Here is a 12031-nt window from a genome sequence, read left to right as displayed (position 1 = left end):
ACAATGATCATTAAAAGGAACGGCCGCCCAACAACGGCTGATCCAAGGCAAACAGCACTTCGTTAATCTGCGTGATATCATAGATTTCCTGTACCACAAAGTATTCGACAATGATATCCAGCTTACTGGCATGGGTCAGCGCGTAGCCTGCCCGTCCGATTAAATCTTTTATCTCGTCTAAATTCAGTTCCAGTGCTATCGCTAAGGCCAGCGCGGTGGTTTTGCTTGGACGGTAATCTTTCTCAGTCCTGATTTTTGAAAACAATCGGCGGTCAATGTTAGCGCCTTTATAAACCTGAGGATCGGTCTTTCCTTTTTCATCAATCAGCCGCAGCAGTGACTGGGAAAAAGACGCTTCCCGTTGAGCAAGCAGCTGGCTTAATGACCGGGGTTTTATAGTTTTCCCGATCCGCTGAAAATCCTGTTCGTTTGTTTCGGGCTCCATATCGCTCAGAATGGTTTCATTCAATTCCCATCCATCCTGAACCGTTTCCTCTTCCTGCTCCTCCTCCAGAGGAGCGATGAAGTTTTTCATTTTTGCAAACATCTGCCCCGTTGAGAACATGGACAGATCGCTGATATAGCGTTCGTCAATATAGCTTTGAATTGACGTCAGCAAAGAAGCAGAAAGCTCCCAGGTCTGCCGGCGGTCAACGGCCAATGTCACACTCATTTCATGATTCATCAGAAATTCGTTGATCGTTCCAATCAGTCTTCGCAGGATTATAGCCTGAGCTTCTGAGCTCAATTCAAGCTCAGGAAAAGGAATTACCACCGAGGCACAGTTTTCCTCCGCGGCTTCCATTAACGCTTGTTTATAGCTTTGCGCAAGCGTCTCGCCTTGGTTGCATGGATCGCTTTGTTCCCATACAAAAATCAGAAGCGGCGCGTCAGCCTGTTTAAGCCGCTGAGTCCTGCCTACGTTTTGTTCTATTTTCCTGTCATGCTGATCAAAAGGACCTGCATACTGGATAAGGGCATCCGCATGGATCAGCCCTGACTCCTTGCTTACAATCTCAAACGGCATCCTTTCACTCACTTTCGCTGATCGAAGTTCTTCGTTTTCCAAGCTCTCCGCCAAGCAACGCGATCAGCGCGTAAGCCGGGCAATAAATCCAGGCACTTTCATTAAAGAATAGGAAGATCGCAGGCAGAAAAAGCAGACCTGTAACCAATGCAAAAGCCGTTACGGCCCCTGCTTTGCGGGCATGGGCAGCCGCGATGATCAGCGTGATCAAAGGCATGCCCACCAGCATCATGACCATCGCCATGCCGGTATTGCGAATCAATAGCGGAAGCAGAGTAAAGTTAAGCAGCATGAGAAGCAAATAAGGCAAATGAACTTGAATGCGCATTGTTTTTCTCCCTCTCTTGAAATTCGGTGTTTCGATCAAAGCTGATCTGTTGTCTGGTCTGGATTCTGCCCATTTTTAGTCAGGATTCCAGCTTCCATTAGAACCGCTTCCAGAACATCCGCACAGTTTTCAACCGTCGCTGCACAACGGCGTTCCGGTCGAAAAAGACGCGGCTTAATTTCATCACAGCGCAACGATCCCAAGCGCGTCCGCACCTGTTCGACAACGGCTTGGGTCAGGGGTTTTAATTCTGGACAATCATGCGCTTTGGTTTTGACAATCAAACATCCCAACGCGCAGACAGCGCCGGTCAGGGCTCCGCAGACATCGCCAACCTGCAGCCCGCCGCCTAGCCCCGCCATCAGATGACAGGCATTTTCATCCAGATTGAGTTTCAGCGCGGCATTGGTTCCATAAACCAAGCTTTCCGCACAATTATATCCCTGTTCATAATAGTGAAGCGCCTGTTCTTTCAACATTTCCCATTCCTCCTGCTTTTTCTTAATGATACCGAAGTTCCTGTACTTTGAAAAGGAAAATTCCTGACGCTATGACAGAAAACTAAGGCAATTCCATCTTCCAAGTTTATTTTTCCTGAAATAAAAGGAACTGCATCCTCCCCACTGGTGAATTCTGTCCGCTTCGCAACAAGCAGCCCATCTTCGTCCTCCTTCGGATTTGCAATTCCTTTTGATCTTCGTTTTCCTTTAAGTTCCTGTAAGCTCCAACGTGCGTCCGGCCTTATTTCGCTTTCCTCTCCTGCGGAAGGATCCGTGAGAAATCAACGTGGCAATAGCCGTGCGGATGGTGCACGAGATAGTCCTGATGTTCTTCTTCAGCGTCATAAAAGCGGACTAACCGCTGCACCTCAGTGACAATTGGACGATCATAGAACTTCTGCCGTTCAGCCACAAACTGTCTCGCAGTAATCCAGTCTTCCTCATTGTCCGGATAAATGCCGGTACGATAGGAAGTTCCCACATCGTTGCCCTGTCGGTTCAGCGAAGTCGGATCGATGATTCTGAATAAGTGATCCAGCAGCTGCGGCAGAGAGAGCTCATTTTCATCATACTGAATCCACACGCATTCCGCATGACCGCTGATCTGCCGCTTTACCTGATCATAGACGGGATTTTCCAAAGTTCCCTGAGCATAACCGACACGGGTTTTAACAACGCCTTTTAAGCGTCGGTAATACTCCTGAACGCCCCAGAAGCACCCGCCGGCGACAACGATTTCCTTCATTCTTCCGCTTCCTTTCCCTGTTCTTTTTCCACTTTCCACTGCCGTGCCCGGCGGATGAGCTTGGCATAAACCGGCAGCATCAGTGCTTCACTGACCACCTGCGGCAGATCCTCGACTGGAATCCAGGCCACAGCGCTGTTTTCATCCGCTTTGACGGTCAGTTTCTGATCCGTCGGCGCAATAAACAGATAGGTCACGTTGAGATGATCATGCGCCTTGACCGGCTTGCCATGTTTCGTGTGCGCGGGTACCGGCAGGACATCCAGCGCCAGGATTTCCCGAGAAAACGGCGTCAGCTCCGTGATCCCGCTTTCTTCCTTGGCCTCCCGCAGCGCCACCGCAAACAGATCCGATTCCCCGTCGGCATGTCCGCCCAGCCAGGAATACGACTGATAAATGTTATGATACGCCATTAAAACCTGATCCATCGCTTCGTTCATCACCCAGGCCGAGGAAGAAACATGCGCTTCCTCATTTTCCCGGGTCAAAACGTTATCCATGTCAAGATAGTTCAAAAACTGTTCCTTGTCGGTTTTTTCCTGCTCATTGAACGGGATATAACTGCGGATCGCATCACGCCATGTCTTGTTCTGCATTTGAATTCTCCTTTGGATATTCTGCATCCACTTCGTCCAGCCAGTTATGCAGCAGGATGTGGAACTGACTCACTAAATCGGGATGTTCCGCCGCTGCATTATGAACTTCCGAAATGTCCTGTTCCAGATCAAACAGCCACACGCTTTGATCTTCATAAAATTCAATATATTTCCATTTTCCGCAGCGCAGCGAAGATCCCGGCGTTCCGCCCTGATTGCCATAGTGCGGATAATGCCAGAAAATCGGCCCGCGGTCCAATTTCGTTTCTGGATGAAGCAGCACCGGTGCCAGACTCATGCCGTCTTTATGCTGCTCAGGGCGCAGCGGCAGACCGCACAGCTCCAGCAAGGTCGGGTAAAAATCCGGACTCGTCGCTAACGCATGACTTACGCTGCCCGCCGCGATTTTCCCCGGCCAGCGGAAGAATAAAGGTTCCCGCACCGCGCCTTCAAACATCCAACCCTTGCCTTCGGATAGTGGAAAATTACAGGTTGGGGAATGTTCTGCCGTGGCCAGACCGCCATTGTCGGACGTAAAGATCACGATCGTATTTTCATCCAGCGCCTCCGCTTTCAGTGTTTCCATCAGGCGGCCTACTCCATCATCCAAGGACTTGATCATCGCTGCATAAACCGGATCGGATTGGATGATCCGGCGGGTAACACGCTGGTTCTTTTTCTGCATGATCGGAAAGGCTTCCCCAATTTCAAACGGCTCCTGCTGATCCAGACCCATGCGCTTTGCCTTCGCTTCAAAATAGGCAATATCCTCGGCTTTGGCCTGCAGCGGCGTATGGACCGCATAATGCCAGAGATTCAGGAAAAACGGACGCTGCCGATCCCGCTGCTGAATCAGCGAAATTGCCTCGGAGCTGATCCGATCCGTCAGATATTCCCCTTCCGGACCATCACTGAGATTTTCCATGTGGTACGGACTGAAATAGCCTTTCTTCGGATGTCCCCACCAGCTTCCGCCGAGGTTGACATCAAAGCCATGGAACTGCGGATAAGTGGCGGCTTTCCCTAGGTGCCATTTTCCCACATGCCAGGTTTGATAACCCGCTTCCTGAAATGCCTTGGCCAGCGAGAATTCACTGAGCGGCAGCTCTTTCACATAGGGGGCGTCAATCAGCTTGCCCCGGCATGGATGATAGTTTTCATGATCAATCCAATCGGTTACTTTTAAGCGTGCCGGATATTTTCCAGTTAAGATACTGGCGCGGCTGGGAGAACAAACCGGACAGGCCGCATAAGCCTGATCAAAAGCCATCCCTTCCGCACACAGCTTGTCGATATTCGGCGTTTCGTAAAAGGAACTGCCCTGGCAGCTTAAGTCCATCCATCCCAGGTCGTCGATTAAAATCATAATTACATTGGGCTGCATCACTTTTCCTCCTTGTTTCCACTCACGCTCAATCATTGAACAGAGTACGCTCCGTCTTTCGACACGTTGATTGACTTCATGTCAGTGGGGGTTAGCAATATCTCGTTGCCCGCCACTGCCCTTCCTGTTGTTTTTCGTGATTCCTCTTCCCACCGATCGAGGGGAAAGAATCCTAATTCTTATTGAACGCTTGATCGCATCGATCCCAGCTTAATTTTTCAGATTAAAACAAAATTCTCAGCCGCTGCAGATAGGCCAAATCTCGATAGCGTGCAATCTGAACCTGTTTCTGACTTTGCAGCACTTCAATTTCCGTTTCCGCATTTAAATTAAAGCACAGATGATCATAACAGAGAAAGGCCCCTTCAAAGCTGGCAGAACGCAGCCGAATCACCGACTCCGGCCGCAGGATCAGCGGCGAAGCCAGGGACCGGTAAGCCCGATGATGAATCCCGGTAATTTCACTGAGCTGCAAAAGCGGAAGACCACTTTCGATCACAGCGCCGCCTAACGAACGATTATACGCGGTAGAGCCGATCTGCGTACACAAACACAGACCCGTTCCGCGGAAGGTTTCAAAAAACGAACCGTTGATGTCAATGTCCATTAACTGCGTTTTCGTTACGTTTTCAATCCGCATTTCATTTAAGGCGTAGACCGTTTTTTCCTGATTCTCACCGCGAACCGTCACCTGAAGCAGCCGAGCAGATTCACATTGCGGACTTCGATGCGTAACATCCTGAACGCACAGATCCATTTCGTCACAGCGGTAATCACAGAAAAACCCGAGGGTTCCGCTGTGAATCCCGACAAATTTGACGCTTTCCAGCTGATCCAGATATTCGTGAACGGCATACAAAAAGGTTCCGTCCCCACCGATCGCAAAAACCAGATCCGGCTGTTTTTCATCTTCTGCCCAGCCTTTTTCGCTCAGCTTCGCAGCCAGCTCGTTTTTGAGCTGCCGGGAGGTTTCATCCGGCCGATGAACGACCGCAAATGTTTGCTTCATATTCTCTCTCGCTTTCTTCGCTGTTTCTTTTTTTTCAGACAGTAAACTCAGTCGGTCTAAGCTCAGCCCTGGCTGTGGTTTGCTTTTCAGGTCGTCTTTCTCCCCAAATGTTTCTCTATGAGGACTTCACAAAAACAACCGCTTTCTTCTTATTCCGTATTTGAAACTTTACAGTTCAGCAAGGCTTCAATTTCACTCAGCTGATCGCATTGCCAAAACGGTGTCGCGGAAGAACCATGCACGATCAGCGGCTGAATCCCCACTTGATAAGCACCCCAGCCATCCGCTCTCGGATTATCGCCGATCATCACAGCGGATGCCGGGTTTCCCAAGGCTTCCCTGGCCAGCGCAAAAGCCTGCGGATGCGGTTTTTCCACAGCCGTCTGCGCCGATCCCAGAACAGCCGCAAACAGCTCCGTCAATCCCAGATCCTGCACAATCTGCGGCAGCTCCGGAACATGATTGGACAGAATAACCATTCGATATCCTTGTTCTTTCAGGCTGACAAGCGTTGACAGGGTATCCGGATACAGGTGATAGGAACGGCTGTCAGCCTGCACGGCATGCACCCGTTTCGCAATCTTTCCAGCAAGCTCAGGCTGAACTCCCAATGCGACCGCTACCCGTACCAGATACGTTTCAAGAAAATCCCACCACGCTTGAGGATCACACAATTCAGGATGCAGCCGATCCGGCTGATCCCAGGGAAATCCGCTGCTCATCAAGGGCCGGACATCGCTTAATGTTAAGCCATGACCGCAGGCAAGCTCATCCATCGCGGCGATCATCGCACCCGACCACTTTCCTTCTTGATAAGCAAGGGTTCCATCAAAATCCCAGATCAAAGCCGGTCGTTGACTCATGAGGTTTCCTAGCACCACCCGTATTCGATCACGGTGGTTTTCCTTTCTTTTTCTGCTCCCTTATTATATCATACAGGGAAGAGGTGAACTTTCCAATGAATGAAAATCTTGAAATTGAATATAAAATGTTGGTCAGCGAGCAGGAGTTCAATCAGCTGCGGGATCAGGTGGGCGTAGACCGCGTCCTGATCCAGACCAATGTGTATTATGACTGCACGCCCAGCTCCACCTTGAAGCGGATTGCCATGCGCATCCGCGACGTTCAGGGCAAGCATGTTTTTACGATGAAGATTCCTCAGGCTGAGGGCGTGCGGGAAATTGAAATGGAGCTGCCGGAAAACAGCCCGGAAGCCTTTCAGCATCCCGAAATCCGTACTTTGTTTCAATCGCTGGGGCTTACCCTGCCGGTGCATGTCTGCGGTGCCATGACCACGCATCGGCATCTGCGGATTTATCCCTGCGGTGAATTATGTATGGATCACAGCCTGATCAACGGCCGCAGCGATTATGAAATCGAATTTGAAGTCACCGGGGATCCGCAGGTCGGCAAAGCTTTTTTCCTCAATCTGCTTGAACAGGCCGGACTGACCTATCAGGAAAACAAACGTTCCAAATATGCGCGCTGCGTTTTGGATCAATAATTCGCTCTTTTCCTTCTTTTTTCGGCATATTTAACAAAGCGGAAAAGAAATCAGATCAATTCCTGATATAATAGAATAAGAGGTGATATTTGTGATCAAGATCTTATTCTCCGATCTGGACGGCACGTTGTTATACATCCCGCCGGTACTGACCCGCGGCGTCAGCGAGGAAAACCGCGCGGCGATCCGCAGACTGCAGGAATCGGGCGTGCGGTTCGCGATTGCCACCGGACGCTCCGTGAACTTTCTGCCTCAGCATTACGGTGCTGACTTGGTTTTCGATACGGTCGGCATCTGCGGCGCTTCGATCCGCCTGAACGGCCAGTTTATTTATCAGACTGATTTCGATCACGATGAGATTGACACGCTGCTGGATGTTTTTTCCGACAGTGCTTATGAGCATCGCTTTCTTGTGGTAACCCAGGAAAATGACTATATTTTTGAGGATCCGTTTGGAGAGCAGGCCATGGAATACAAGCTCAATCCCAAGCAGCGAATCCGCGACTGCCGCCGCGTCTTAGATCAATCCATCGCCGAGTATATCCGCGATCCGCATCACACGCACATCACTGCCTGTTTCTGTCACTTCCAGCAGGAAGTGGGCGTTGATTATTATAAGGACATGTTAAAACGGAAGTTCTTCGGCCGGTATCAAATCATTCAGACCAGTCCCTATTCGATTGTCATTTTAAAGGATGGCGCTAACAAAGGCACCGGTATTGCCAAGATCGCGGCACTGACCGGTATTGGATTGGATGAGGTTGCCGTCGTCGGGGATTCCGAGAATGATTTTGAAATGTTTGCGATGATCCCGCACAGCTACTGCATGAGCCATGCCCGCCCGGACATTCAGGCCAAAGCGAAGACCATCGTTTCTTCGGTGGCCGAGTGTATCGACCTCATTATAAAAGAAAATGAACAGGAGCAGCTGGAAAACCTGAATCTTTTATAAGTTCCCTTTCATTCTCCATCCATGAAGAAACTGAGCTTTATTTAAGACTTGATGCTCGGGTCATTTTTCCAGTTTTTATGAACTTCATTTTCTATTCAAATTTACTGCATAAGAAAACGTTTATCCTCTCTCTGAGCTCCTGTTTTTCTCCGAGACTGATAAGCGTTTTATTTTATTTGAACTTTAATTATTTTTTTCAATCTAAACCAAAACTGGCAGATCAAGCCGGCTGATAGCCGATTTGCAGCATCTTCTGATCCAGGGAACGGCCTTCAGCACAAGTGATCGGCAGTTTTTCTTCAGCGCTGAAGCCAATCGTTTCGCCATCATTAAGCGTTACATCCTGATCCAGCACATATCCAGCGATCGCATAGAGGAAATCACGCAGCTCCTGTGGTGAAGCAGCACTGTCCAGCACTTCCATTTCAAGTTTTCCAAACATCCGCATGCCATAGGTATAGGCACACATGCCTTTTTCACTGCGGTACAGACCAAAGTAAATCCAATCCAATAATGGCAGTTCGTCATCGTTCATCATCATGGCCACTTCCAAATACATTTCCGGCTGAAAAACGGTGCCGGATGTGTAGACCCCCAGCGCCGCGGCCTGTCGGCAGCAGCTGGCGCACAGCTTTGTAAACAAGGAGGCCTTTTCAATGGCGGTTTGTTCCTGGCCTAAAACCGCGACTAACAGATGTGCCTGATGCTGCTTCGTCATTTCCACGGCCTGCGGCCACAGATAATTCGTTTCAGCATTGCGTTCTGCTTCCTGATCTGGAATCGGAGCCGGCATCAAACTGATCGCCGCCGTCATGCCTTCCACTTCAAAAACCAACGGCTCGCTGCTGTCCTTCGGTAAGTCCGCAGCCTCAATCTGCCAATCCCTGCGCAGGTCTGCCGCCAGCTTTTGCGGATCCCAGGCCGCTTCGCTTAACAGGACAAAACCCGCAAACGGTCCGTTGCCTTCGGTCTGTTCCTCTGCTTCCTTCATATAGTAGGCACGAACCTGTTCAACCAGCTGAATTGCCTGATCCACTGCTGTTTCCGGGTTATAGACTTCCATTTCACTGAATACATGTCCGCAATGTTCCAACTCGTCCTTTTCATAACCACCCGCAACGCCCAGCAGCCAATCGGTATTTGCGGACTCTGGCTGATAACGGAAAACGTAATAGTGAAGATCGTGCAGATCAAATTCATCGGTCAGCTCGATCTGTGCGGGCAGCTTTCCCAGCTCGTGTTCATCGGCCAGCCATTCGGCCATGGCTTCGCGTGCAGCTTCTGCTTGATTCATTCAGACTTCCTCCTGCGCCCGGCTGATCCAGGCGTCCTTCTGTTTTTAGAATATCATGACCGCCCGTTTTCACCAAGCGGATTTCTCAGCTTCTGATCCTGAATTCTGATTTTATATCCAAACCTTTTTGCTTCTTCGTTGTTTATAATTTCAGCGTCAGGGCGTCGTAAGCTTCGTCCAGCACCCATACGCTCACGCTGCCGCCGCCGACCGGAAAACAACCGCCGCCATTTTCATCCAGTACAACGGTATCCGTCTGATTCATCAACATGTCCCGCAGGGTACTGCCGGCCAGCGCCTTTCCGACTTCCATCCACTTTGTCCCGCCGGGGGCATCACTCATGATTACGGCCATGCCAGAATGGGGATGATCCGCTTCCCCAGAAAGGGTCCAGCCAATGATGTTGGGATCATCAAAATAATCCCGCTGCTGCCCATAGGCATAATCTTTACGGGCCTGGATCATGCGCTTTAAGCCCATCACCGGGGCAATGCGATCATGCGGAATTCCAACTAAATCGCCATAGAAAACGCAGGGGACCCCTTCCTTGCGAAACAAAATCAGCGCATACGCCAACGGCTTAAACCAGGGCGGAACCCAGGAGGCCAGTGCTTGGGAAGGCTGGGTGTCATGATTATCCACAAATGTAACCGCGGACTCCGGCTCGGACTGAACCAGCGTCGAATTCAGAATTTCCCGCATATCGAACTGAGCATTGCTGGTCGCTGCCCGAACAAACTGATAGTGCAAAGGAACATCGAACAACTGCATGCAATGTCCACAGACATCAAGATAGTGCCGCAGCTTATCCAGCTCCCAGCTCCAGTATTCGCCCACCGCCATTAACGAACGGCCGCTGTAACGGCGCAGCTCCTCAAGCCAATGTGTATAGAATGTAAAATCCATGTGCTTCACGGCATCCAAACGAAAGCCATCCATCTTGACCGTATCATAATACCAACGTCCCCAGCGATCCAGTTCGGCAATCACCTCTGGATTGGATAGATCCAGATCAGCACCCATCAGGTAGTCGTAATTGCCGTTTTCACCATCCGTTTCCTGATCCCATTGTTTTCCGACAAAACGGAAAATCCCGCTGTATTTCCAATCGCTGTCCCAATCGGTTCCGTCAAAATGACTCCAGTTCCAGGTGAAGTCGGAATATTTCCCTTTACGGCCTGGAAACGTAAACTTTGTCCAGGCTTGAATCGGACGCGGGTCAGCAATCGTCTGCGTCCGGTTCTCCACCGCATCCTGTACTGCCAGCACTTCCTCCTGACTGTCCGCTCCCATTCGATGATTGAGCACAATATCGGTATAGACTTCCATTTTCGCCTGATGCAGAGCTGCCACGGCTTCCAGATATTCTGTCTTTGTTCCATATTTCGTAGCGATGGTCCCTTTCTGATCAAATTCTCCCAGATCATAGGTATCATACACGCCATAACCGACATCACTTTTCCCACCGGTTCCTTTATAAGCCGGCGGCAGCCAGACCCCGGTAAAGCCCAGTTCCGCCCAGCTTTTCGCCATCGCCGCACAACGCTTCCAATGCTGCTGATCCTCCGGCAGATACCACTCAAACGCCTGCAGCAGTGTTTTATTTTTCAATCCGTCCGCCTTCTTTCGTAGAATAAGCTTACTTTATCATAAATCACTGCGGCAGATTCACAGTTCATAGAATCGTAAGAAAGCCTTTAGCGTTTCTTTTTTTACTTGCGATTGCTGAAACGAGGGATCAGAAAGGGGGGGACGTGTATTGCCTCAATTTCGCTTTTTTTCTTTTTACGGCTTCAATACACGGCTCACTTCAAAATCAATAAAACCCAAATCCGCTTTATCATAAAACGCTTTATAAGCAGTATTCTCATACGTTTTCAGCATCAGGAAATAATCGTTCTGTATCCTGTCCAGATCGTCCACACTATAGATTACATAGTCCACTATGATTTTCTGGCGATTGTTCGTTTCCTTCCCCCATTCGATCCATTCCTTAAATTGCTTCATTTCAGAAGCAAAGGATTCATCAGAGAAAAAATGAGCATTTTCTAAGGCTATATAAATTTTCATACAGCACTCAAATTTTGTATCCTGGAACAGGTCCTCGAAGTGATCACAATAAATCGGCTGGACATACAGCTTGAGCGCATAATCACTAAATATGCTCTGAATTTCCGGCCGAACTTTTACGGTCAATGATTCAGCCTGCTGGACACAAGCTGCCGGATTCAGCAAATGATCCTTTAAATACTCTCTTGGTTGATATAGACTCTTATCCTGCCAGTCGATCTGCATGGAATCGATCCACTTATTTTCAGGATATTGAGATGTATAGGCAACATATTCAACATCCGTATAACGTTCAAAGAAATGTCGGACTTTAAACTTTTCAACGACAATCGACGTTTGATAATAATTGCTGATATACGCGCTGAAAGAACGGGTGTTCCAGAGTATCCGCCGCTCTGCCGCTTTCATTAAAACAGGGATCAACAGGACAAAGATCAGAAGCAGCACTTTGATTTTCTTCCCTTTCTTCATCATCATTCCCCCTTTTTAATCACGCTTTTCCTGTACTGAATTTAAGTTGCAATCGTGCCCGTCTTTTAAATACGGATCAAACGCGCGTATACTCATTTAAATATTTTTGACTGACTTTAGTATATCATAGATAGGGATTCAAAAGTGCTT

At 49.2% G+C, this 12031-nt stretch carries 13 protein-coding genes; 2 read left to right on the top strand and 11 right to left on the bottom strand.

All coding sequences use genetic code 11. The features are described from left to right. Window positions 1-10: 10 nt before the first annotated feature. The 8 genes from BN162_RS15000 to BN162_RS14965 all read right to left on the bottom strand — a co-directional run bounded on the left by BN162_RS15000 (window position 11) and on the right by BN162_RS14965 (window position 6452). On the bottom strand, window positions 11-1027 hold the full coding sequence (locus BN162_RS15000) for a hypothetical protein (protein WP_020225946.1): 1017 nt from the start codon (window positions 1025-1027) through the stop codon (window positions 11-13). Between the two features lie 4 nt (window positions 1028-1031). Then, window positions 1032-1355, bottom strand: coding sequence for a hypothetical protein (locus BN162_RS14995; protein ID WP_020225945.1), 324 nt, complete (start codon window positions 1353-1355; stop codon window positions 1032-1034). Window positions 1356-1390: 35 nt separating this feature from the next. Beyond that, window positions 1391-1834, bottom strand: a complete 444-nt coding sequence (locus tag BN162_RS14990) for a C-GCAxxG-C-C family (seleno)protein (RefSeq protein WP_020225944.1) — start codon at window positions 1832-1834, stop codon at window positions 1391-1393. Between the two features lie 262 nt (window positions 1835-2096). Further along, window positions 2097-2600, bottom strand: coding sequence for a peptide-methionine (S)-S-oxide reductase MsrA (gene msrA / locus BN162_RS14985; protein ID WP_020225943.1), 504 nt, complete (start codon window positions 2598-2600; stop codon window positions 2097-2099). Beyond that, complete coding sequence (locus BN162_RS14980; protein WP_020225942.1) at window positions 2597-3196, bottom strand: NUDIX hydrolase; 600 nt, start codon at window positions 3194-3196, stop codon at window positions 2597-2599. The genes msrA and BN162_RS14980 overlap by 4 nt, the downstream gene beginning before the upstream one ends. Next, on the bottom strand, window positions 3174-4580 hold the full coding sequence (locus BN162_RS14975) for a sulfatase (protein WP_020225941.1): 1407 nt from the start codon (window positions 4578-4580) through the stop codon (window positions 3174-3176). The genes BN162_RS14980 and BN162_RS14975 overlap by 23 nt, the downstream gene beginning before the upstream one ends. Window positions 4581-4803: 223 nt before the next feature. After that, window positions 4804-5589, bottom strand: coding sequence for an NAD kinase (locus BN162_RS14970; protein WP_020225940.1), 786 nt, complete (start codon window positions 5587-5589; stop codon window positions 4804-4806). 149 nt (window positions 5590-5738) lie between these two features. Then, window positions 5739-6452 carry an HAD family hydrolase gene (locus BN162_RS14965; RefSeq protein ID WP_020225939.1) on the bottom strand — a complete coding sequence of 238 codons (714 nt, stop codon included), beginning with the start codon at window positions 6450-6452 and terminating at the stop codon, window positions 5739-5741. A 95-nt stretch (window positions 6453-6547) separates the two neighbouring features. Between BN162_RS14965 and BN162_RS14960 the strand changes: the two genes are divergently transcribed. Together BN162_RS14960 and BN162_RS14955 are read left to right on the top strand one after the other, a co-directional pair. Next, window positions 6548-7093 carry a CYTH domain-containing protein gene (locus BN162_RS14960; RefSeq protein ID WP_020225938.1) on the top strand — a complete coding sequence of 182 codons (546 nt, stop codon included), beginning with the start codon at window positions 6548-6550 and terminating at the stop codon, window positions 7091-7093. A gap of 91 nt (window positions 7094-7184) precedes the next feature. After that, window positions 7185-8045, top strand: a complete 861-nt coding sequence (locus BN162_RS14955; RefSeq protein WP_020225937.1) for an HAD family hydrolase — start codon at window positions 7185-7187, stop codon at window positions 8043-8045. A gap of 220 nt (window positions 8046-8265) precedes the next feature. On the opposite strand, the gene BN162_RS14950 is transcribed toward BN162_RS14955, so the two are convergent. The 3 genes from BN162_RS14950 to BN162_RS14940 all read right to left on the bottom strand — a co-directional run bounded on the left by BN162_RS14950 (window position 8266) and on the right by BN162_RS14940 (window position 11881). Further along, window positions 8266-9339 carry a DUF4261 domain-containing protein gene (locus tag BN162_RS14950; protein ID WP_020225936.1) on the bottom strand — a complete coding sequence of 358 codons (1074 nt, stop codon included), beginning with the start codon at window positions 9337-9339 and terminating at the stop codon, window positions 8266-8268. Between the two features lie 142 nt (window positions 9340-9481). Next, window positions 9482-10951: an alpha-amylase gene (locus tag BN162_RS14945; protein WP_020225935.1), complete on the bottom strand. Its 1470-nt coding sequence runs from the start codon at window positions 10949-10951 to the stop codon at window positions 9482-9484. 174 nt (window positions 10952-11125) lie between these two features. Further along, complete coding sequence (locus tag BN162_RS14940) at window positions 11126-11881, bottom strand: hypothetical protein (RefSeq protein ID WP_020225934.1); 756 nt, start codon at window positions 11879-11881, stop codon at window positions 11126-11128. Window positions 11882-12031: the final 150 nt, after the last annotated feature.

Origin of the sequence: Holdemania massiliensis AP2 (assembly GCF_000327285.1) — a bacterium.
In the GTDB taxonomy this organism is placed as follows: domain Bacteria; phylum Bacillota_I; class Bacilli_A; order Erysipelotrichales; family Erysipelotrichaceae; genus Holdemania; species Holdemania massiliensis.
The sequence above is the reverse complement of the archived record's forward strand: the minus strand, read 5'-3'. Positions and strand labels throughout refer to the sequence as shown.

Bases quoted from the DNA above. Each gene is read 5' to 3' on its own strand.
- BN162_RS15000 (WP_020225946.1), bottom strand. From the start codon at position 1,027: ATGCCGTTTGAGATTGTAAGCAAGGAGTCAGGGCTGATCCATGCGGAT.
- BN162_RS14995 (WP_020225945.1), bottom strand. From the start codon at position 1,355: ATGCGCATTCAAGTTCATTTGCCTTATTTGCTTCTCATGCTGCTTAAC.
- BN162_RS14990 (WP_020225944.1), bottom strand. From the start codon at position 1,834: ATGTTGAAAGAACAGGCGCTTCACTATTATGAACAGGGATATAATTGT.
- msrA (WP_020225943.1), bottom strand. From the start codon at position 2,600: ATGAAGGAAATCGTTGTCGCCGGCGGGTGCTTCTGGGGCGTTCAGGAG.
- BN162_RS14980 (WP_020225942.1), bottom strand. From the start codon at position 3,196: ATGCAGAACAAGACATGGCGTGATGCGATCCGCAGTTATATCCCGTTC.
- BN162_RS14975 (WP_020225941.1), bottom strand. From the start codon at position 4,580: ATGCAGCCCAATGTAATTATGATTTTAATCGACGACCTGGGATGGATG.
- BN162_RS14970 (WP_020225940.1), bottom strand. From the start codon at position 5,589: ATGAAGCAAACATTTGCGGTCGTTCATCGGCCGGATGAAACCTCCCGG.
- BN162_RS14965 (WP_020225939.1), bottom strand. From the start codon at position 6,452: ATGAGTCAACGACCGGCTTTGATCTGGGATTTTGATGGAACCCTTGCT.
- BN162_RS14960 (WP_020225938.1), top strand. From the start codon at position 6,548: ATGAATGAAAATCTTGAAATTGAATATAAAATGTTGGTCAGCGAGCAG.
- BN162_RS14950 (WP_020225936.1), bottom strand. From the start codon at position 9,339: ATGAATCAAGCAGAAGCTGCACGCGAAGCCATGGCCGAATGGCTGGCC.
- BN162_RS14940 (WP_020225934.1), bottom strand. From the start codon at position 11,881: ATGAAGAAAGGGAAGAAAATCAAAGTGCTGCTTCTGATCTTTGTCCTG.